Origin of the sequence: Streptococcus mitis (genome assembly GCF_946190115.1) — a bacterium.
Classification (GTDB): Bacteria; Bacillota; Bacilli; order Lactobacillales; family Streptococcaceae; genus Streptococcus; species Streptococcus mitis_CO.
This window is the reverse complement of the sequence record NZ_CAMHZG010000010.1, coordinates 1-20,145: the sequence shown is the minus strand read 5'-3', so window position 1 is coordinate 20,145 and position 20,145 is coordinate 1. Positions and strand designations below refer to the sequence as shown.

Annotated in this window: 20 protein-coding genes, 2 pseudogenes and 1 riboswitch; of the genes and pseudogenes, 7 read left to right on the top strand and 15 right to left on the bottom strand. The window is 39.9% G+C overall.

Annotated elements, in window-relative coordinates; all coding sequences use genetic code 11:
- Positions 1 to 7: 7 nt before the first annotated feature.
- Both N8L90_RS06660 and N8L90_RS06655 read right to left on the bottom strand, forming a co-directional pair.
- Complete coding sequence (locus N8L90_RS06660) at positions 8 to 643, bottom strand: DUF421 domain-containing protein (RefSeq protein WP_000174451.1); 636 nt, start codon at positions 641 to 643, stop codon at positions 8 to 10.
- Positions 640 to 1,095 carry a DUF3290 family protein gene (locus tag N8L90_RS06655; protein ID WP_000675329.1) on the bottom strand — a complete coding sequence of 152 codons (456 nt, stop codon included), beginning with the start codon at positions 1,093 to 1,095 and terminating at the stop codon, positions 640 to 642. Before N8L90_RS06655 ends, N8L90_RS06660 begins: the two co-directional genes overlap by 4 nt.
- 133 nt (positions 1,096 to 1,228) lie before the next feature.
- Here N8L90_RS06655 and N8L90_RS06650 point away from each other — a divergent pair, with 133 nt between their 5' ends.
- The 4 genes from N8L90_RS06650 (at position 1,229) to N8L90_RS06635 (ending at position 4,951) form a co-directional block, all read left to right on the top strand.
- Positions 1,229 to 2,056, top strand: a complete 828-nt coding sequence (locus N8L90_RS06650; protein ID WP_049502491.1) for an exodeoxyribonuclease III — start codon at positions 1,229 to 1,231, stop codon at positions 2,054 to 2,056.
- Between the two features lie 11 nt (positions 2,057 to 2,067).
- Complete coding sequence (locus N8L90_RS06645; protein ID WP_049502476.1) at positions 2,068 to 2,454, top strand: bleomycin resistance protein; 387 nt, start codon at positions 2,068 to 2,070, stop codon at positions 2,452 to 2,454.
- 231 nt (positions 2,455 to 2,685) lie between these two features.
- Positions 2,686 to 2,781, top strand: a riboswitch (purine riboswitch).
- Between the two features lie 326 nt (positions 2,782 to 3,107).
- On the top strand, positions 3,108 to 3,689 hold the full coding sequence (locus N8L90_RS06640; protein WP_261024726.1) for a xanthine phosphoribosyltransferase: 582 nt from the start codon (positions 3,108 to 3,110) through the stop codon (positions 3,687 to 3,689).
- Positions 3,689 to 4,951: a nucleobase:cation symporter-2 family protein gene (locus N8L90_RS06635; RefSeq protein WP_049523878.1), complete on the top strand. Its 1,263-nt coding sequence runs from the start codon at positions 3,689 to 3,691 to the stop codon at positions 4,949 to 4,951. Before N8L90_RS06640 ends, N8L90_RS06635 begins: the two co-directional genes overlap by 1 nt.
- A 45-nt stretch (positions 4,952 to 4,996) precedes the next feature.
- Here the strand turns inward: N8L90_RS06635 and N8L90_RS06630 are convergent.
- The 7 genes and pseudogenes from N8L90_RS06630 to N8L90_RS06600 form a co-directional block, all read right to left on the bottom strand.
- Positions 4,997 to 5,905 (bottom strand): annotated as a pseudogene (locus N8L90_RS06630) (type II restriction endonuclease).
- Positions 5,906 to 5,919: 14 nt separating this feature from the next.
- Positions 5,920 to 6,492 (bottom strand): hypothetical protein, encoded by a 573-nt coding sequence (locus N8L90_RS06625; RefSeq protein WP_261024724.1) that lies wholly within the window; start codon positions 6,490 to 6,492, stop codon positions 5,920 to 5,922.
- Positions 6,485 to 7,252, bottom strand: a complete 768-nt coding sequence (locus tag N8L90_RS06620) for a DNA-methyltransferase (protein WP_049488313.1) — start codon at positions 7,250 to 7,252, stop codon at positions 6,485 to 6,487. Before N8L90_RS06620 ends, N8L90_RS06625 begins: the two co-directional genes overlap by 8 nt.
- Positions 7,253 to 7,277: 25 nt before the next feature.
- Positions 7,278 to 8,132, bottom strand: coding sequence for a DNA adenine methylase (locus N8L90_RS06615; protein WP_261024722.1), 855 nt, complete (start codon positions 8,130 to 8,132; stop codon positions 7,278 to 7,280).
- Positions 8,133 to 8,289: 157 nt separating this feature from the next.
- Positions 8,290 to 8,694: a PaaI family thioesterase gene (locus tag N8L90_RS06610; RefSeq protein ID WP_000651223.1), complete on the bottom strand. Its 405-nt coding sequence runs from the start codon at positions 8,692 to 8,694 to the stop codon at positions 8,290 to 8,292.
- A gap of 69 nt (positions 8,695 to 8,763) precedes the next feature.
- Positions 8,764 to 10,245 (bottom strand): UDP-glucose--hexose-1-phosphate uridylyltransferase, encoded by a 1,482-nt coding sequence (locus N8L90_RS06605; protein WP_261024721.1) that lies wholly within the window; start codon positions 10,243 to 10,245, stop codon positions 8,764 to 8,766.
- Between the two features lie 18 nt (positions 10,246 to 10,263).
- Positions 10,264 to 11,442, bottom strand: coding sequence for a galactokinase (locus tag N8L90_RS06600; RefSeq protein WP_261024720.1), 1,179 nt, complete (start codon positions 11,440 to 11,442; stop codon positions 10,264 to 10,266).
- Positions 11,443 to 11,606: 164 nt separating this feature from the next.
- Here N8L90_RS06600 and galR point away from each other — a divergent pair, with 164 nt between their 5' ends.
- Complete coding sequence (galR, locus tag N8L90_RS06595) at positions 11,607 to 12,611, top strand: DNA-binding transcriptional regulator GalR (RefSeq protein WP_101786467.1); 1,005 nt, start codon at positions 11,607 to 11,609, stop codon at positions 12,609 to 12,611.
- A 140-nt stretch (positions 12,612 to 12,751) separates the two neighbouring features.
- Here the strand turns inward: galR and N8L90_RS06590 are convergent, their stop codons facing one another.
- Positions 12,752 to 13,642, bottom strand: a complete 891-nt coding sequence (locus N8L90_RS06590; RefSeq protein ID WP_020901629.1) for a cation diffusion facilitator family transporter — start codon at positions 13,640 to 13,642, stop codon at positions 12,752 to 12,754.
- 132 nt (positions 13,643 to 13,774) lie between these two features.
- On the opposite strand from N8L90_RS06590, the gene N8L90_RS06585 reads away from it, so the two are divergent.
- Positions 13,775 to 14,311, top strand: a complete 537-nt coding sequence (locus tag N8L90_RS06585; protein ID WP_031237576.1) for a TetR/AcrR family transcriptional regulator — start codon at positions 13,775 to 13,777, stop codon at positions 14,309 to 14,311.
- Between the two features lie 137 nt (positions 14,312 to 14,448).
- On the opposite strand, the gene N8L90_RS06580 is transcribed toward N8L90_RS06585, so the two are convergent.
- The 5 genes and pseudogenes from N8L90_RS06580 to N8L90_RS06560 form a co-directional block, all read right to left on the bottom strand.
- Positions 14,449 to 15,969, bottom strand: a complete 1,521-nt coding sequence (locus N8L90_RS06580) for an ABC transporter permease/substrate-binding protein (RefSeq protein ID WP_261024719.1) — start codon at positions 15,967 to 15,969, stop codon at positions 14,449 to 14,451.
- Positions 15,962 to 16,690 carry an ATP-binding cassette domain-containing protein gene (locus N8L90_RS06575; protein ID WP_261024717.1) on the bottom strand — a complete coding sequence of 243 codons (729 nt, stop codon included), beginning with the start codon at positions 16,688 to 16,690 and terminating at the stop codon, positions 15,962 to 15,964. The genes N8L90_RS06580 and N8L90_RS06575 overlap by 8 nt, the downstream gene beginning before the upstream one ends.
- Positions 16,691 to 16,704: 14 nt before the next feature.
- Positions 16,705 to 16,896: pseudogene (locus N8L90_RS06570) on the bottom strand (nuclear transport factor 2 family protein); the annotation flags it as partial.
- A 34-nt stretch (positions 16,897 to 16,930) separates the two neighbouring features.
- Positions 16,931 to 17,374, bottom strand: a complete 444-nt coding sequence (locus tag N8L90_RS06565; protein WP_033688208.1) for a MarR family winged helix-turn-helix transcriptional regulator — start codon at positions 17,372 to 17,374, stop codon at positions 16,931 to 16,933.
- A gap of 146 nt (positions 17,375 to 17,520) precedes the next feature.
- Positions 17,521 to 18,714 (bottom strand): O-antigen ligase family protein, encoded by a 1,194-nt coding sequence (locus N8L90_RS06560; protein WP_261024715.1) that lies wholly within the window; start codon positions 18,712 to 18,714, stop codon positions 17,521 to 17,523.
- Positions 18,715 to 18,997: 283 nt separating this feature from the next.
- On the opposite strand from N8L90_RS06560, the gene birA reads away from it, so the two are divergent.
- Positions 18,998 to 19,933, top strand: a complete 936-nt coding sequence (gene birA, locus N8L90_RS06555) for a bifunctional biotin--[acetyl-CoA-carboxylase] ligase/biotin operon repressor BirA (protein WP_261024714.1) — start codon at positions 18,998 to 19,000, stop codon at positions 19,931 to 19,933.
- Positions 19,934 to 20,145: the final 212 nt, after the last annotated feature.

Below are 20,145 nucleotides of genomic sequence, written 5' to 3'. Positions count from 1 at the left end.
GTTTTTCTTATTCATAGGTTACAACTGTGACGGCACCCTTGTCATACTCAGCGATAAAGATATTGGCCACATTGTCATGTCCTTGTTTGCTTAGATTATCAAGCAGCCACTCTTCGCTACGGCCAATCGATTCCAAAACATCGACTTGGATCACACCGTCAGTCACAACTGGATACTTAGGATTTTCATCCCCCATTTGGACCACGATGAGTTGGCCATTTTGCTCCTGCACAGCGCATTTGACCTGTTTCATCTGGAAAATCCCTTGGCTACGAAGTTTGAGAGCAACTTCTGCTGCAGACAAACCAACTGAACGACAGGCTTCTGGGTCAATCTGCCCATTTTTGATAAGGAGAGTTGGTTTTCCATCAATCAAGCGTTTGACAAAACGAACATTGTTATTGAGCCACTTGAGGGTCAAGACCAAAATCGTCCACATCATCAAAATCACTGCGTATTGCAGGATACTGATTGAACTATTGTAAATTACCCCACCGATGATACCACCAAGAACATAGTTTTGAATTTGGTCTGTCGCAGAGTTAGGTGCTAGGTTTCCTTTTCCTGTCACATTGATCACGAAAACCAGCGAGAATAGACCCAAGGCCAGTTTGATTAAAATTTCCATATAGTTGAGTGTCATTTGTTTACCTCCACCAATTCAATAGCGTCTGTTTGATGCAATTCTAATTTCTCTAAAAGATACTTGTCTGGTTGGCTCCCGTTCATGGCACGATAGAAATTTGAACCTACCTTGATAAGTGCTCCATCAGTGGCTGCAGAAGTATTGACATAAACTTCTGATTTATCCACTCCCAAGTCTTTGGAAACAACCTCTATGAAATGAAGGGAAGTTTGAAATTGGTTGTTAGAGGCTTGATTGGTCTGGTATTTTGAGATTGTCACCAAAAGCATGGCCACCAAGGTCAAGGCCAAAATCATGACCAATTCCCGAAACTTAGTCCCCTTTTTATCTCGATAGGCTTTAAAAGCAAAAAATCCTGTGATAGCAAGGAGAACAATTCCAAAGCCAATCATGATGCCATTTTGCTGACTGATTTGGCTAAGTACATAGTCATATGAGTAAAATTTCATTTATTTTCACTCCCTTTCATAAAATCATTCTTAATTATAAACGAAAGAGAGTGATTTTTCAAGCCATACGTTGGGGAAATGGACCTTTTTTTGGTATAATAAAATCTATAATCTGAATGAAAAAGGTAACTTTATGAAACTCATCTCATGGAATATTGATTCCCTCAATGCTGCCCTAACTAGTGACTCAACTCGTGCCAAATTGTCCCAAGAAGTACTACAAACTTTGGTCGCTGAAAATGCTGATATCATTGCTATCCAAGAAACCAAGCTTTCTGCCAAGGGTCCTACAAAGAAACACTTGGAAATTTTAGAGGAACTCTTCCCAGGTTACGAAAACACGTGGCGCTCTTCCCAAGAACCTGCCCGTAAAGGCTATGCTGGAACCATGTTCCTCTATAAGAAAGAACTTACGCCAACTATCAGCTTCCCAAAAATCGGTGCCCCTTCTACCATGGACTTGGAAGGTCGTATCATCACTCTAGAATTTGATAAATTTTTCGTTACCCAAGTTTACACACCAAATGCTGGAGATGGACTCAAACGCTTGGAAGAACGTCAAGTCTGGGATGTCAAATATGCTGAGTATTTAGCGGAGTTGGACAAACAAAAACCAGTCCTTGCAACCGGTGACTACAACGTAGCCCACAATGAAATCGACCTTGCAAATCCTGCTAGCAACCGCCGTTCACCTGGATTTACCGACGAGGAACGTGCTGGATTTACCAACCTTTTGGCAACTGGATTTACGGATACCTTCCGCCACATTCACGGCGATGTTCCAGAACGCTACACTTGGTGGGCACAACGCAGCAAGACTTCTAAAATCAACAATACTGGCTGGAGAATCGACTACTGGCTCACAAGTAACCGCATCGCTGACAATGTGACTAAGTCTGATATGATCGACTCAGGTGCGCGTCAAGACCACACACCCATTGTCATGGAGATTGAGCTCTAAGGAGAAAGCTAATGGACTATCAAGCTGTCATTCCTGAATTTGTAGTATCTGACCTCGAAAAGTCACGCCACTTCTACTGCGACTTGCTGGGATTCTCTGTCGAATACGAGCGTCCAGAGGAGAAATTTCTCTTCCTCTCACTTGAAGACTGCCAACTTATGCTAGAAGAAGGCAGCACAGAAGAATTAGCCCAACTAACCTATCCTTTCGGGCGCGGTGTCAATATTTCCTTTGGTATTGAAGATGTCCCTCAACTCCACCAAAAACTGCTAGAAGCTGACTATCCTATCCATCGTCCCTTAACCAAAAGAAAGTTTCGTGTTGGAGATTACTATATCTATCCTCATGAGTTTGCAGTTTTGGATCCAGATGGCTATTTTTTAAGATTTAGCGAGTAGAATAATAAAGATTTGGAAAAAGTCTTTAAAGTTAAAAAGGCATATTGTCAAGTGTTTAAAAACTTGATAATATGCCTTTTATGATGGAAAAAACCTTCTAAATGTTAGCCAATAAGTTAATTTTTGCCCATTTTTATTATATTTGTTCGTTTTTTAAACCAAAACACTAACAAAATATTTGATTTCTAAAGTTATTTAGTGTAAAATAAAAACATTGGCTCAAGCCTATTTAAAATTGAATATCATTTTACTTGTTTATGTCGTGAATTGGCACGACGTTTCTACAAGGTGCCGGAACACCTAACAATAAGTAAGTCAGAAGTGAGGTATGGTCGTTTTTGCCATGCCTATTTTGGGGACTTACTTAGAGATTAAGTAGGTCTTTTTTGAATATTTTTAATATTTCCCTTAATTAGTGCGGACGGGAGCAACTTCCTTCGGAATTTCATCCCTAATTTTTGAGCCAAAAGTCTCAAAAATCCCGTCATAGACAATAACAAGATTATTGTCTATGATACCACTACAACGGGAAATATTTGATAAGACTCGCTTCGCTCGTAATAGTTTTATCAAATATATAGTACTAGCAAAAGGGATCACTATAGAAACATTTAAACAACAAGTAAATTGGCTTTTAGACTTTAGGAGGTCTTATGAAATTATTAGAAGAGCGCATCCTCAAGGATGGGCATATCTTGGGTGATAACATCCTCAAGGTGGATTCCTTTTTAACCCACCAAGTTGACTATCAATTGATGCGAGAGATTGGAAAGCTCTTTGCGGAAAAATTTGCTTCTGCTGGCATTACCAAGGTTGTAACCATTGAAGCGTCGGGTATTGCCCCAGCTGTTTTTACAGCTGAAGCCTTAAATGTCCCTATGATTTTTGCTAAAAAAGCTAAGAACATTACCATGAACGAAGGTATCTTAACTGCCGAAGTTTACTCCTTTACCAAGCAAGTGACCAGCACCGTTTCTATCGCTGGAAAATTCCTCTCACCAGAGGACAAGGTCTTGATTATCGACGATTTCCTTGCTAATGGCCAAGCTGCCAAAGGCTTGATTCAAATCATCGAACAGGCCGGAGCCACAGTCGAAGCTATCGGTATCGTGATTGAAAAATCTTTCCAAGATGGCCGTGATTTGCTTGAAAAAGCAGGCTACCCTGTTCTATCACTCGCTCGTTTAGATCGTTTTGAAAATGGTCAAGTCGTATTTAAGGAGGCAGATCTCTAATGCAAACTCAAGAAAAACACTCGCAAGCAGCCGTTCTTGGCTTGCAGCACTTACTAGCTATGTACTCAGGATCCATCCTGGTTCCTATCATGATTGCGACAGCCCTTGGCTATTCAACTGAGCAGTTGACCTACCTGATTTCTACAGATATCTTCATGTGTGGGGTGGCAACCTTCCTTCAACTCCAACTCAACAAATACTTTGGAATTGGACTCCCAGTCGTTCTCGGAGTTGCCTTTCAGTCGGTCGCTCCCTTGATTATGATTGGGCAAAGCCATGGTAGTGGCGCTATGTTTGGTGCCCTTATCGCATCAGGGATTTACGTGGTTCTTGTTTCAGGCATTTTCTCAAAAGTAGCCAATCTCTTCCCATCTATCGTAACAGGATCTGTTATTACTACGATTGGTTTAACCTTGATTCCTGTCGCTATTGGAAATATGGGAAATAACGTTCCAGAGCCAACTGGTCAAAGTCTCTTGCTTGCAGCTATCACTGTTCTGATTATCCTCTTGATTAACATCTTTACCAAAGGATTTATCAAGTCTATCTCTATTTTGATTGGTCTAGTTGTTGGAACAGCCATTGCTGCTAGCATGGGTTTGGTGGACTTCTCCCCTGTTGCGGCAGCACCGCTTGTCCATGTCCCAACTCCCCTCTACTTTGGGATGCCAACCTTTGAAATCTCATCTATTGTCATGATGTGTATCATCGCAACGGTTTCTATGGTTGAGTCAACTGGTGTTTATCTGGCCTTGTCTGATATCACAAAAGATCCAATTGACAGCACGCGCCTTCGCAACGGTTACCGAGCAGAAGGTTTGGCCGTACTTCTCGGAGGAATCTTTAACACCTTCCCTTACACAGGATTTTCACAAAACGTTGGTTTGGTTAAATTGTCAGGTATCAAGACTCGCCTACCAATCTACTACGCAGCTGGTTTCCTGGTTCTCCTTGGACTCCTTCCTAAGTTTGGCGCCCTTGCCCAAATCATTCCAAGCCCTGTCCTCGGTGGTGCCATGCTGGTGATGTTTGGTTTTGTATCTATTCAAGGGATGCAAATCCTCGCCCGTGTTGACTTTGCTAACAATGAACACAACTTCCTTATAGCAGCTGTATCAATCGCTGCAGGTGTCGGTCTAAATAACAGCAATCTCTTTATCAGCATGCCGACAGCCTTCCAAATGTTCTTTTCAAACGGAATCGTCGTAGCCAGCCTACTTGCTATTGTCCTCAATGCCGTATTAAATCATAAAAAGAAATAAGAAAAAGAGGTGCGAGCCTCTTTTTTGTTTATAGCTAATGAACAATTATTGTAAAAATAAATCAGCTAAAAATCCTTCTCTTAACATCTCTAAATTGAATACATTCGTAATGTGACTAAATGCTTCTGCTAGTGGTAAGTGTGCTGTTTTCCATCCTTGACCATCAGTAACCCAAACAAATTCAACATTGTCATCTGAAGTAACAACAAATTGACTGAGTTCAGTAAACTCTCCAGCAACCGCTTTTAATTTACTTCCTCCGCCGCCATAATAATTTGTTTCAATCAACCAAACCTTATGTTTTTCTCGGGAATAAACTGCAACATCAAATCTTCTCTCAGACTTATCAACAGGTACTTTAATCCCCCACTTATCTTTAATATATTAAGCTGTAGATTGAGCTTTCCATTCTAATCTTTGTTCCTGAGAAATTTTTGCTACATGTCTCTCTAAAATCCCCTCCATAGTTGTTCCACTTCGGTTTTTTCGTGCATTGCTATCTAATCCAGTCTCCACTCCATAAACATAATCAACTAATGAACGATTAGCATGTTGTTGTAAAAACTTTAATAAACCAGATTTCTCAATAAATTTGATGTAATCATCTATTCTGCTAGTGTCTATCGTTTTGAAATCCAATTGCTCAAAAGACATATTATCGTCATTATCTATTGTCAGAATATCTAAAACATTATCACGACTTGCAATCAAGCTAGGAATTGCTTTTAACAAATTAGGTTGTTTAGTGAATAGGTCTAATGCATCTGAATAGATATCATCTTTACCAATTAAGTAGTTTAAAGTATTCAACTCTAGTTCATACTTCTTTGTCTCACGATCAACTTTCTCCCAATTTACATAATACTCAGGAGTTCTGTTGGTAATTGAGAGAGTATTTTAAAAATTTTGTAATCTATCTTCTGATGATGAAGAAATGTAAGTATTAAAATCCATAATTCACCTTGTAATTAAAATAAACCAAAAAATGTCATGTCGTATTCATCAAGCATTATTTTGATGCCATCCCCTCGTAACATTTCAAAAGTATCACGATATTTATCTTGACCAAAAAAACTTTTATTTCCAACAAATATGAATTGCACAGAAAATGGTTCACCCTCTTGCACACTATCTAACAAACGTTGATAAATACGTCTTTTATTGCCAAAGCCCAGTAGTTTTTCATCAACACTTCTTTCGCTTTCCTGCCATTTTTTCTCAACTATATAAACTGTATGATTTTCAAAATTTATAAATACTTCATCTGGTTTCCATTGTTTAGAATTGGTATTCTTAATCCCCAATTCTTTCAAAAAATCATAAAATCTATATTGAGGCATAATTTTACCAATGATTTCTTCTTCCCCAACTCTAAAAACTTCAAAGCCTTTTGTTGCTTTTCTATCTTTGAAATCTATTTCTTTAACTTCATATCCTGGAAGGGAATCTACTAATTCCGAAAAATCAGTATCTCTTTCAAATTTCAAACCATTAGTCGTCGTTTTGGCTCCTCCTCCATGTTTATTTGGTTTTCTAGCCATAGTTTTCCTCCTCTAATCTTCTTCTAGCTATCTTCAAATATTCTTTTTCAGCATCGATACCTATAAATCTTCTACCTAATCGCTTCGCAACAACACCCGTAGTGCCACTACCAACAAATGGATCTAGAATATAGTCACCCTCTTTAGTAGAGGCCAAAATTATACGTTCCAATAAATATTCTGGTTTTTGTGTTGGATGCTTGCCAGCCCATTTCTCAGCTTTTTTCGTCAAAGCACCTGTCCAAACATCTTTCATTTGCTTACCATCATTTAGCTCTTTCATCAAATCATAATTGTAGTAATGACGAGCTTTTTTATCATTTTTTCTGGCCCATAAAATGGTTTCAGTAGAATGGGTAAAATAACGACAAGATAAATTGGGGGCAGGGTTTGTTTTCTGCCAAGTAATATTATTCAGAATTTTAAAACCTTCTTGCTCTAATGCCATTCCAACTGAGTATATGTTGTGCAAACTACCTGAAATCCATATCGTCCCATTAGGCTTCAGAACTTCTTTTGCTAAACGAATCCATTTACGATTGAATTCGTGCTTTTCCTCAAAGGAAGAAATCTTATCCCAGTCACCTTTATCTACAGATACAACCTGTCCCCCAGAATTTGATATACCACCGTTACTCAAAAAATATGGAGGATCAGCAAAGATCATGTCCATGCTTTCTGGTTTCATTTTCGATAATAACTTAAACGTATCTGCATGAACAAGAATCATTTTATCTTTATTATAGTATGGTTTTGTCATTAAAACACCTCCATACTTATATTCGTTATTTTTCATAATTTGTGACTATAATTTCAGAAATTTTTCCTCGACTTGAAGATTTTGCTCCATTAGTTCGGATAGCTTCAACATGATGGATATTAAAATCTCGATACAACTCCTCTACCAAAAAACTAGAGGAGTTTGATAACATAACATAAGCCCCTGCATCACTCAATTTCTTAAAGGTATCTCTTAATCTTACTTGATCATCATATGAAAACCCCTCATGAGTGTAGGAAGTAAAGGCACTTGTCTCTGACAATGGAATATACGGGGGATCAAAATATACAAAATCCCCTGGTTGAACATCCAAAACAGCCTTTTCAAAATCTCCTTTTTTAATTTCTATCTGACTATTATTCAGATAAGTTGAAATAGCAGATATCAAATTATCATCAACAATTTTAGGATTTTTATAACGACCATAAGGTACATTAAACTGATTCTTAGAATTCACACGATATAAACCATTAAAGTCTACTCTCAACATATAGAGAATACGTGCTGCCCTTTGTACTTCAGACATCATATCTATTCTTTCATCACGATCAGCAGAACGTAAATCTAAATAATATTCTTTTGAATTATATTCCTGATGAACTTTCAAAATTTCAATCAATTCTTTAGGATTGTCCTTAATTTGTTGATAGCAATTTATTAGTTCAGCGTTAAAATCATTAATAACTGCATCTTTAGGAGCTAAATCAAAAAATAAAGCTCCACCTCCAACAAAAGGTTCGAAATACCTGTTATAGGTTTTAGGCATTAATTCTCTAATAACAGGCAATAATTGTCTTTTACCACCTGTCCATTTCGTGAACGGTTGTAATGTAACTTCCTTTATTTCTTTTATCTTCATGCTTTTAATTATACCATAGAAATTAAAACACAACTCTTGTATTTTTCTACCACATTACTAAATTTTCTATTTTAGAATTAAATCATATCAATATCAAAAAATGAGTAAGGCAAATTTTATAAATTCCAAAATTCACCTCACTCTATTAAATTACTCTTTATATCCTTACCTGTCTGTCTTCTGACCGCTGACCTGTGACAAACATGGTAAAGGTTGCCTTGCAAACATTTCTGCCCTCTTGATTGGTGATATCCACATCTACCACACAGGTTGTGCGACCTTGATGGACACATTCTCCTTTAATAGTCAATACATCGTCGAGTTTTCCTGCTTTGAGGTAATTGATAGAGGACTGGAGTGTCACTCCATCAAGCCCCAGAGATATGACCACCAAACCACTAATCTGGTCGCAAAGGGTAAAGAGATAGCCACCATGGGCATTGCCATAGTAGTTGAGCGACGAATCCACGACTTTCGTCGTCACCACAACGTGACCATCTCTCATTTGTTCAATTTCGTAATTTTCAAAGGCAGATATAGCGTCAAAATGAAAATCTTTCATTGTTTCCTCCTGATATTTCAAACGACACTATGATACTACTTTTTATAGGACTGTGCAAGGAGAAAGGTCCTATCCTGGTAAAATCCCTACCTGCTCTACAAAGCGCATAAAGGCTACCTGTCCCTGCTCGGTCTGCTTGTAAACTCCTGCATCCTCAAGTACACGCGCAAAGATAGCACCCACAGAGTCCTTGACGATTGCAAGAGCTTTTTCTTTATCCGTTAGGTCTGGATGGTGGGCTCTGAGTTGGTCTGCCCATTCCTGATGATAATCGGCAACTGTCTCCCCTTCTCCCACGAGGTAACTAGCGACTTGCTCCACTTCTGCTTTCAGACGTGGTGGCAAGATAGCCAACCCCATGACCTCAATCAATCCGATATTTTCCTTCTTGATATGTTGGACATCCTTGTGGGGATGATAGATGCCATCAGGATGTTCTGCAGATGTCTGATTGTCCCGCAAGACCAAGTCCAACTCAAACTGTCCATCGCGTTTACGGGCAATGGGTGTGATGGTGTGATGCGGTGTCCCGTCCGTCTCTGCTAAAATCTGCACTGCAAGATCTGAATACTGGCGCCATTCCTGCAAAATCTTATCAGCCAAGTTGATCAAATCCTCTTTGGAATCCGAAGTCAAACGTAGCACTGACATGGGCCACTTGACAATCCCAGCCTTGACCTGCTCAAAACCAGTAAATCTGAAGCCCTTTTGCAAGGGAGCCAATTCCATAGGAAATACATGACGGCCTCCCTGATAGTGATCATGAGTCAGAATAGAGCCACCCACAATCGGCAGGTCGGCATTAGAGCCTGCAAAATATCCTGGAAACTGTTCTACGATAGCCAGCAGACGCTCAAAGCTCTGACGACTAATGGCCATGGGACGATGCTGGCCATCTAAGAAAATACAATGCTCATTAAAGTAAGCATAGGGCGAATACTGGAAGCCCCACTCCTGATCAGCCATTTCAAAACGGATAATACGGTGATTGCTGCGAGCTGGGTGGTTGACCCGACCATGGTAGCCTTCATTCTCTAGACAAAGCTGACACTGGGGATAATTGCTAGCTTGCACCAACTTGGCTGCCGCAATCTCTTTGGGATCCTTCTCAGGCTTAGAGAGATTGATAGTAATTTCAAGTTCACCGTAATCAGACGGAACACGATAAGCGATATTCTTAGCAATGGCCTTGAGTTTGATGTAGTCATTCTTCTGACTGAGTTGGTAAAAATCCTCTATCGCTTGCTCAGGAGAGTGGGCGTAGGTTGCCCAAAAGTCACGATTGACCTGACTCGGACAAGGAGTCACCAAGTCCATCAGTTCAGCACCAAGGATTTCACGCGCAGTCTGACTATCCTCAATCGTCTCTAATCGAACGGCTTCCTCAACCAACTGGTCCTTGAGGTCAATCACTTTATCCAGATCCGTCTCAACTTCCAAAACACCGTCTCCCACTCGTGCCAAGACACGATTGGTCAGGTAGATTCGATCCACTTCCTCAAATGAACTTTCAGAAATGACATGTGTTACAAATTTATCTACTAAGGTCACTATAGAGTCTCCTTTTGACTAGTCAAGGACGCGAGTGCCACCTGCAACTTCAGCGATATAGAAGCTTGGAGCGTAGCCAACTACTTCCTCGTAGTATTTGCCTACAGCTTCCTTAAAGTCATCAACAGCATCTTTTTGCACCAAGGCAATGGCACATCCGCCAAAACCTGCCCCTGTCATACGAGCACCGAGAACACTTTCTTGATCCCAAGCTGTGTGAACAAGGGTATCCAATTCCAAACCAGTTACTTCATAGTCATGTTCTAGAGAAACGTGAGAAGCATTCATCAAACGACCAAATGTTTCCAAATCTCCTGCTTGAAGGGCTGCTTGCGCTTTAAGGGTACGTTGGTTTTCAAGCACAGCATGGCGAGCACGTTTCAAACGATTTTCATCTTTAATCAGATAGCTGTATTGGTCAAAGGCCCACTCATCCAATTCACCCAGGGTCTGAATATCTAAGGCAACTTGCAACTCTTCCACTGCTTTTTCACACTCAGCACGGCGTTCATTGTATTTAGAGTCCGCCAATTCACGGCGTTTGTTAGTGTTCATGATAACAACGACATTGTCCTTCAAATCAAGTGGTACCAAATCATACTCTAAAGTGTTAGTATCTAAGTAAATAGCACGTTGGTCAGCCCCCATACCGATAGCAAACTGGTCCATGATACCAGAGTTGACTCCGATAAAGTTGTTTTCTGTTTGTTTTCCGATTTTTACCAAATCGAGACGCTCTAGTTTTAAATCAAAGAGATGCTCTGCCACGACTCCTGTCAAGAGTTCAAGGGATGCTGAAGAAGACAAGCCAGCACCATTTGGGATATTCCCATAAACATAAAAATCAAAACCTTTATCAATCACGTGCCCAGCTTCTTGCAAAAAATGAAGAACTCCTTTTGGATAGTTGGTCCAGTTGTGCTCTTTTTCAAACTTGAGATCAGCGAGAGGCACTTCGATAATACCCTTGTCCTCAAAGTTTGCTGAGTAGAAACGCAAGACTTGGTCGTCACGCTTACGAGCTGCACCGTAAGTTCCCAAGGAAATAGCAGCAGGAAAAACGTGCCCACCGTTGTAGTCTGTGTGTTCACCAATCAAATTGATACGACCTGGTGAAAAGAAAGTTTGGTCTGCTTCTTGACCAAAAACAGCAAGAAAGTCTTTGCGAAGAGTTTCAGCAGTAAGATGTTGTGTCATATGATTTCTCCTTTTACTGTCCGTTAAGTCACCTTAACGTGTAATCGTTTTCTTCTATTGTATCCAAGGGATTTCCCAAGGTCAATCCTTTTTACTAAAATTTTACTAAACTATCGGTAAAAGGTAGAAAAATATGATATACTAACTTAAAAGAAGGAGGATTTATGGCTACCTTAAAAGACATTGCACAGCTAGCCTCTGTCTCTATCGCGACCGTATCCCGCGTCCTCAACCGCGACCAGAGCCTATCTGTTACAGAAGAAACCAGACACCGTATTTTAACTGTCGCTGAAGAGTTGGGCTACACCAAGCACCTCAAGACAGGCGAGTCCCACAAACCCAAGCAAAAGATTGCTATTATCCAATGGGTCAGTGAACAAGGGGAGCTGGACGACCTCTACTACTACCAGATTCGCCTAGGAATAGAAAAAAGAGCCCAAGAACTGGACTATGATATCTTACGCTATTTTAATGACCATCCTTTTACCCTGAGCGAAGAAGTGATTGGGATTCTCTGCATCGGAAAGTTTAGCCGAGCTCAGATTTCTACCTTTGAAGAATACCAAAAGCCTCTTGTCTTTCTAGACAGTGATACTCTTTCACTAGGACACACCTGCATTATCACGGATTTTTACACTGCCATGAAACAGATTGTCGATTATTTCCTCAGCCAAGGACTTGATCGTATCGGGATTCTAACAGGGCTTGAGGAAACAACAGACCAAGAAGAAATCATTGAGGATAAGCGTCTGGAAAACTTTAAGAACTACAGTCAAACAAAAGGAATCTATCATGATGAACTGGTCTTTCAAGGTAGCTTTACCGCCCAGTCTGGCTATGACTTGATGAAGGAGGCCATTCAGAGCTTGGGAGACCAACTCCCACCAGCCTTTTTCGCAGCCAGCGATAGTTTAGCCATCGGTGCCCTCCGTGCCCTCCAAGAAGCTGGAATCAGCCTGCCAGACCGCGTCAGTCTTATTTCCTTTAACGACACTAGTCTGACCAAGCAGGTCTATCCACCCCTTTCTAGCATCACGGTCTATACCGAGGAAATGGGCCGGGCAGGTATGGATATTCTTAATAAGGAAGTACTCCACGGTCGCAAAATCCCTAGCCTGACCATGCTGGGAACCAGACTGACATTGAGAGAGAGTACAAGGAATGATTAAGATATTAGAATCTAGGCAAAAACTAAATTTCAAGATAAAATGAAGTAAATGTCCCCACAATAAAACGCATAGTATCAAGTTTTTTTAATGCCTGACACTATGCGCTTTTCACTTTTAAAGACTTTTCCCCAGCCTCTTTTCTAGTGTTGATGCCCATGGGGTTGCTCTAAGGCTGTTACCCTCCGCTTATGTTGCGCATGATTGCTTTGGCTGGTATCCACTTCGATTGTAATATTCTGCACACCTCTTTCTTCTAAGAGCTGACGCACTTGATTCTTTGTTTCCGTCATCTGCTCCCAATCTTCTAAACAGAGATGGATAATGGCATTATTTTCCAGACCATCCATGGACCAAATACTAAGTTGATTGACACTTTTGACATTGGTCAGAGCATCCAAATCCTTCTCCAAATCACCAGTCTCTACTCCTTCCGGCACAGCGTCCAAGAAAATCTTGAGTGTAGACCAAAAACGTGGAATGGCTTTTGTTAGAATGAAGATGGAAATGACAAGAGATAAGAGCGGATCAAGAATATACCAATCTGTAAATCGGAGGATAATCGCCATTAGAATGACAGCCAACCAACCAAGAGTATCTTCAAAAAAGTGCAGGCTGAGAATTGACTCGTTCTTTGTCTTTCCCTTGCGAACTACTAGACTAGCTAGCACATTAATACTGACTGCAATGATCCCTAGCCAGAGGATACCTTCATCATTAACGGGCTGTGGATTAAAAAGTTTAGTTATATTTTCCAAAATCACTAGGATGGATCCTGTGATAAGAATCACAGCAGTCACAAGTGCCCCTAAAAGACTAAATCGCTTGTAACCCAAGGTGTACTGCCTATCTTCTTCTCTATTTGAGATTGTTTCTAAAAAGGCCGATATGCCAATAGCTATAGCATCTCCCAAGTCATGGACAGAATCAGCAAGAACAGCACTCGAACCAAAGATGCCTCCTGCGATAAACTCAACAATAGCATAGCTTAAATTTAAGAAAAAAGCTACCCAAACAGTATATTTTGCCTTCATCTTTCTCATTCCTTTGTTATAATAGATTTATGAACACCTTGTTCATTATTATTATCTACTAAAACTCAAAGAAAGGATAGAAGCAAAATGTCAGCTTTATTCAGTTCTGAACAATTTGCCTCAAATGTCCATATGACTAATATTGACCGCCGTATCAGCAAAACAAAAAAAGCCATCTATCAAGCTTTTCTACAACTTTTGAACGAGAAGGGCTACGAATCCACTACAGTTCAGGATATCATTGATCTCGCAGATGTGGGACGATCCACCTTTTACTGTCACTATGAGAGCAAGGAACTACTTCTGGACGAGCTTTGCCGCTACCTCTTCCATCACCTCTTTGAAAGAGAGGAGTCCATTTCAACCGAGGATTATCTCGCCCACCTCTTTCTGCATTTTCAGAAAAATCAAGACCATATCACCAGTCTGCTATTTTCCAAAAATGACTACTTCCTCCGTCAACTCCATAAAGAGCTAGAACACCATGTCTATTCCCTGATGGCTAATGATTTAAAAGAAGCTCACCCTAATCTACCTACTTCTTACCTCCAACACTTAGTCGTGTCCAACTTTGTCGAGACATTGACCTGGTGGCTCAAAAAAGGACAAGACTTTACAGACCAGGAAGTTGTCCAATTTTATCTAGACCTTCTCATTCCTAAAAACTGAATACAGAGTAGTGCTCAGTTGCCTTATTTCTAGGTTACTGAGTTTTTTATCTTTTCAACAATCAAAAAAGCCCAGACGACATTGTCTGAGCTTTCTTCTATATAGTCGTTTAACCAAGTTGAGTTTAGCTTTTCAAGCTATTTCTTCAGCAAACCTTGTTCTTGGAGAAACTCTTTAGCTACTTGTTCTGCTGACTTGCCTTCAACACCGACTTGATAGTTAAGCTGGCTCATCTGGCTTTCAGTAATTTTACCAGCCAATTTATTGAGAACTGTTTCCAACTCAGGATGCTTCTTGAGAAGAGCTTCTTTCATGAGTGGAGCCCCTTGATAAGGTGGGAAGAGTTGCTTGTCATCTTCCAATACCTGTAAATCATAACGTGCCAATTCCGCATCAGTCGAATAGGCATCCGTAATTTGAATATCGCCTGACTGAATAGCCTGATAGCGCAGGGCTGGCTCCATGGTCGCTACATTAAGCTTGAGACCATACATTGATTGCAAGCCCTTATTGCCATCTTCACGGTCATTAAACTCAAGTGTAAAACCTGCCTTCAACTGCCCTTCCACTTTTTTCAAGTCCGAAATGGTCTTCAAGCCATATTCTTGAGCAATCTTTTTCGGAACAGCTACAGCATAGGTATTTTGATAAGACATGGGTTTGAGATAGGCTAGATGATCCTGTTTGGCAATGCCATCACGCGCTACCTGATAAACCTGCTCTGGCTCATGACTCACTTTCGGTGATGGCTGAAGTAAACTTTCAGTCACCGTTCCTGTAAATTCAGGATAGATGTCAATATCGCCTTTTTTCAAAGCTTCATAAAGAAAGCTTGTTTTCCCAAAATTTGGTTTAACAGTCGCAGTCATGCTGGTATTTTCTTCAATAAGGAGTTTATACATATTGGCCAAGATTTCTGGTTCTGGACCCAATTTCCCAGCAATAACCAAGTTTTCCTTCTCTTTTTGAGCTAAGAGGGCTGGGCTATAAGACAGACCGAGCAATATTGTAACCAAGGCAAAACCAGAGAAAATCGTCCGCAATTTTGCTTTTTCCATCACTTTTAGTAGGAAGTTAAAGGCAATGGCAAGCACTGCAGAAGAAAGGGCCCCAATCAAAATCAGACTGGCATTATTACGGTCAATTCCCAAAAGGATAAAGGAACCCAGCCCCCCAGCCCCAATCAAGGCCGCCAAGGTTGCCGTACCGATAATCAAGACAGCTGCCGTCCGAATTCCAGACATCATAACAGGCATGGCAAGTGGAATTTCAAACTTCTTGAGACGTTCCCATCTAGTCATCCCAAAGGCAATCCCAGCCTCTTGCAGACTCGGATCAATTCCCTTCAGCCCAGTGATGGTATTTTGCAAAATCGGAAAAATCGCATAAATCACTAGAGCTGTCAAAGCTGGCAAGGTTCCAATTCCCATCAAGGGGATAAAGAGCCCCAACAAGGCAAGAGACGGGATGGTCTGGAAAATCCCTGCAATCTGCAAAACCCAATCCGCCAACTTCTCATGATAGCGAAGATAAACAGCCAAGGGAATCGCTATAAAGATGGCCAGCAACAAGGTCAAAAGTGACAACTGCAAATGTTGAGATAGAGCTGTCAACCAATCACTAAAACGATCCTGAAAAGTTGCAATTAAATTAGTCATGAACACTACCTCCAAACAAGTCTGCTACAAAGTCTGTTGCAGGCGCTTTTAAAATTGTCTCGGGATTCGCTACCTGGCGAATTTCTCCATCCTGCAAGACAGCAATACGGTCCGCCAACTTCAAAGCTTCATCCGTATCATGGGTCACAAAAATCGTTGTCATCCCAAACTCTTTATGCAATTCTTTTGTCAGAACTTGCAACTGTTTTCTCGAAATAGCATCCAAGGCTGAAAAAGGTTCATCCATGAGGAGAATCTTAGGCTGACCAATCATAGCACGAACAATTCCAACCCGTTGCTGTTCTCCACCAGATAATTCACTCGGAAGTCGATGCCCATACTCAGCTACTGGCAAGCCAACCTTAGCCAAAAGCTCTTCTGTTTTCTGAGCAATTTCTTCCTTAGTCCATCCTTTCATCTCAGGAATCAGGGCAATATTTTCCGCGACCGTTAGATTTGGAAATAGGGCAATGGCCTGTAAAACATAACCAGTAGAAAGACGAAGTTCACGCTCATCATAGTCTTTGATGCGCTTGCCATCCATATAAACATTTCCATCAGTCGGTTCCAAGAGACGGTTAATCATCTTGATCATGGTCGTCTTACCGGACCCAGATGGCCCAACTAAAACCATAAACTCTCCATTCTCAATTCGTAAATTGACATCTCTCAAGACATCTTTTTCTGTGTAGCGCAAGGCTACATTTTTGTATTCAATCATTCTGTATCCTCAATTTAAAACTTCCCTCTATTGGTCAAGTCTTCTACCTTAGGTATGACTTCCTTATTATCCCAATGCTCCACAATTTTCCCGTTTTCTAGACGGAAGATATCGTACTGGGCATAGGCAACTCCATCAATCTGAGTCTGACCATAGCTAACCACATAGTTTCCTTGTCCTAAGAGTTGGAAAACAAAGTCAAAAGTGGCCTTTACTTATAAACAGCTAATTTGCTCCATTTTAAACCTCATTTTCCTCCTCTTTCAGATTAGCCAAAATTCTTTCTTGAAAGGCTTCAAACTGACGAATTTCTTCCTCCGAAAATCCTTTGTAAAAGATCGTATCCAATTTCTGACTGACACGATGCCCCACTTCTTTCTGAGACTGCCCCAACTCTGTTAAAACCAAATACTTCTTACGCTTATCTTCTCCACATGGACTAATAGTTACAAGATTTTGTTCCTCTAGTTTTTTAATCATCGTTGTCAGAGTATTATTAGCAAGCCCAGTCGCAAGCGCAATATCTGTCGCAGTTGCGCAGCCAGTTTCACTATTCCATAAAACCGCTAAAATCTTGCCCTGTTCACTCCGATAAAGAGCTTCAGGATCTTGGCTCAGTAACTTTTGAAAAATCCGCCCATTCAACAAACGAATATGATGGGCTACCAAATGACTATCTTTCATGACACCTCCAATTTATTTCGATATCGAAATGAATAAAATAATTGTAACACTCATTATTCCAACTGTCAACTATTTCGATTTAGAAATAATTTTTCCCAGTAAAAAAATCTCCTACCCAAGGTAGAAGAATTTTAATCTTATAAAACTTAATCCGTCATGTCCGATACCAAAGTTCGATGCTCCAATGGAATACTGCACATAACTAGCAAGAAAATGAAACCTGACTGAATCCAGAAGAGGGCCAAGTCAAAGATTCCGTGTACAGCAACCACTGTAAGGAAAGACAGATAAAGACCGATAATCGGACGTTTCCCCGACTCCTGACTCATATCCATCATCAAGCGAACAGGAGCAACAGAAGACAAGACTAGTAAAATAGTCCCCACAATTCCGTAACTCAGAATCGTATCAATATAAAGACTGTGAGCATGTTCATGATAAGGAGCATTTATTCTAGGATACGAGTGCATGTAGGTCAATGGCCCCTCACCCCAGAAAGGATTTTGCTTAAATAAGGCCATCCCAGCATCCCAGATAGAAATTCGTTCCTCCATAGAAGAGTCTAAAGTCCCCATCCGAACTCCCAAATCACTGGAAAAGAGGAAACTCAAGCCAATCGCAAAGACCCCAATACTAAGCCAAAAGGCCTTCCAGTTTTTAATGGTCGTAAAGAGATAAATAATGGCTCCAGCGATAATAGCAGGAAAGGCGGTTCGATTTTGAGTAAAGTTCAATCCAAAGAGATTAACAAAGCCTGCAAACACACAGAATACTTTCAACCAATTCAACTTGGTCGTTGTAAACAGATAGAAAGCAATCATGATACAGAAACAACAAATAATTCCATAATAATTAGGATTAAAGAAGGTCACTTCTGCACGATTCTGATGCCAGACCTGCATATTGGGTGAAAGAAAAGCATAGTTGAATTTCTTCACAATTTGGAAATGTTCTAAACTCGCAAAAGCAGCTGATAATACGCTACCAAACAAGACGAGCTGCAAAATCAATCGAAAGAATTTATGTGATAAAATCGACTGATAGTGCAAAAAGAAAACAGTAAATAGAAACATTCCTACTGAAGCCACAACTCCCATCCAATTTTGTGCAAAAACGGATATAACAGTACTATAGCCAAGAAAAAGAAGTAGCATCGGATGCTCCCCCATTTTCTGAAGAATACTTTTCATGTCTCCTGTAAAAATCAAACTAATAATATATAAACAGAATACAACTACAAAAAGATAAAAGGGTAAAAAGATACTCAGGATAATTCCCAATAAAATCAGCTCTTTACTAGACAACCCTTTCAGCTTTTCAATAAAGCCTATTGATTTCAAAATGAATCCTTTCTCTCCAAATCAATTGATTCAGATAATAGTAAGCTACCCTTTATTGTACCACTTTTTTAGCAATTTGAAAACAAAGGAAACGTTTCCCTAGGTAAAAAAGTGAGCAAAAATACTGAGATTTCACAACTCAAGCTTAATGACTAGATTCACTCCAAAAAATCGTGCCGAAAATACTAGGCATATGTTAAAATAGTAGTAATAAAATAAAGATTATAAGCAACTATCCAAACTATATTTAAATCATTTACAATTCCTAAAGAAAGGAAACACTATGAAATCCTACCAAGCTGTCTACCAAATTCTAGCAAAAGAAACCGATTATATCAGCGGAGAAAAAATCGCAGAAGAACTATCCCTCAGCCGAACATCAATTTGGAAAGCCATCAAGCGGCTAGAACAAGAAGGCATTGAAATTGATAGTATCAAAAACAAAGGCTATAAACTGGTGAATGGAGACCTTATTCTTCCAGAGATTCTAGAAGAAAATCTTCCAATTAAAGTCAGCTTTAAACCCGAAACAAGATCAACACAACTCGATGCAAAAGAAGCAATTGATTTAGGGAATGAAGCAAACACCCTCTATATAGCTTCCTATCAAACAGCAGGTCGAGGTCGATTTCAACGTTCTTTCTACTCACCACAAGGTGGCATTTATATGACGCTCCATCTTAAACCAAATCTCCCCTACGACAAATTACCCTCCTACACACTACTTGTAGCCGGAGCTATCTACAAAGCCATTAAGAACCTAACTTTAATAGATATCGACATAAAATGGGTCAACGATATCTACCTCAAAAATCATAAAATTGGAGGAATCCTCACTGAAGCAATGACCTCTGTAGAAACAGGCTTAGTCACAGATATCATTGTTGGAGTAGGAATCAACTTTACTATTAATGATTTCCCACAAGAATTAAAAGAAAAAGCTGCTAGCTTATTTAAAACTACAGCTCCAATAACAAGGAATGAATTAATCATAGAAATCTGGCGTGCTTTCTTCGAAACACCAGCAGATGAGTTATTATACCTATATAAAAAACAGTCATTCGTTCTTGGAAAAGAAGTTACTTTCACACTGGATAAAAAAGACTACAAGGGACTTGCTAAAGATATCTCTGAAAATGGAAAGCTTTTGGTGCAATGTGATAACGGAAAAGAAATCTGGCTCAATAGCGGAGAAATTTCACACAAGAGTTGGAAGTAATAATAAACTAGCACAACCATAAAATCAACAATCATAAAATCAACAATATATAAAGATTTTAGCTTTTCTCCAGCCCACTACAGTTGACAAAGAGCGCAAAAAAACTTCAGATAAGTAATCCAATTAAGTTTTACAGGCTCTATAATATTTGTAGTGGGTAAATCCCCTATGAATCTTATGGAGCCTATTTTTGTGTAGAAAAAAAGTCCCAT

Coding starts and splice junctions, on each gene's coding strand:
- N8L90_RS06660 (WP_000174451.1), bottom strand. CDS start 643: ATGACACTCAACTATATGGAAATTTTAATCAAACTGGCCTTGGGTCTA.
- N8L90_RS06655 (WP_000675329.1), bottom strand. CDS start 1,095: ATGAAATTTTACTCATATGACTATGTACTTAGCCAAATCAGTCAGCAA.
- N8L90_RS06650 (WP_049502491.1), top strand. CDS start 1,229: ATGAAACTCATCTCATGGAATATTGATTCCCTCAATGCTGCCCTAACT.
- N8L90_RS06645 (WP_049502476.1), top strand. CDS start 2,068: ATGGACTATCAAGCTGTCATTCCTGAATTTGTAGTATCTGACCTCGAA.
- N8L90_RS06640 (WP_261024726.1), top strand. CDS start 3,108: ATGAAATTATTAGAAGAGCGCATCCTCAAGGATGGGCATATCTTGGGT.
- N8L90_RS06635 (WP_049523878.1), top strand. CDS start 3,689: ATGCAAACTCAAGAAAAACACTCGCAAGCAGCCGTTCTTGGCTTGCAG.
- N8L90_RS06625 (WP_261024724.1), bottom strand. CDS start 6,492: ATGGCTAGAAAACCAAATAAACATGGAGGAGGAGCCAAAACGACGACT.
- N8L90_RS06620 (WP_049488313.1), bottom strand. CDS start 7,252: ATGACAAAACCATACTATAATAAAGATAAAATGATTCTTGTTCATGCA.
- N8L90_RS06615 (WP_261024722.1), bottom strand. CDS start 8,132: ATGAAGATAAAAGAAATAAAGGAAGTTACATTACAACCGTTCACGAAA.
- N8L90_RS06610 (WP_000651223.1), bottom strand. CDS start 8,694: ATGAAAGATTTTCATTTTGACGCTATATCTGCCTTTGAAAATTACGAA.
- N8L90_RS06600 (WP_261024720.1), bottom strand. CDS start 11,442: ATGACACAACATCTTACTGCTGAAACTCTTCGCAAAGACTTTCTTGCT.
- galR (WP_101786467.1), top strand. CDS start 11,607: ATGGCTACCTTAAAAGACATTGCACAGCTAGCCTCTGTCTCTATCGCG.
- N8L90_RS06590 (WP_020901629.1), bottom strand. CDS start 13,642: ATGAAGGCAAAATATACTGTTTGGGTAGCTTTTTTCTTAAATTTAAGC.
- N8L90_RS06585 (WP_031237576.1), top strand. CDS start 13,775: ATGACTAATATTGACCGCCGTATCAGCAAAACAAAAAAAGCCATCTAT.
- N8L90_RS06580 (WP_261024719.1), bottom strand. CDS start 15,969: ATGACTAATTTAATTGCAACTTTTCAGGATCGTTTTAGTGATTGGTTG.
- N8L90_RS06575 (WP_261024717.1), bottom strand. CDS start 16,690: ATGATTGAATACAAAAATGTAGCCTTGCGCTACACAGAAAAAGATGTC.
- N8L90_RS06565 (WP_033688208.1), bottom strand. CDS start 17,374: ATGAAAGATAGTCATTTGGTAGCCCATCATATTCGTTTGTTGAATGGG.
- birA (WP_261024714.1), top strand. CDS start 18,998: ATGAAATCCTACCAAGCTGTCTACCAAATTCTAGCAAAAGAAACCGAT.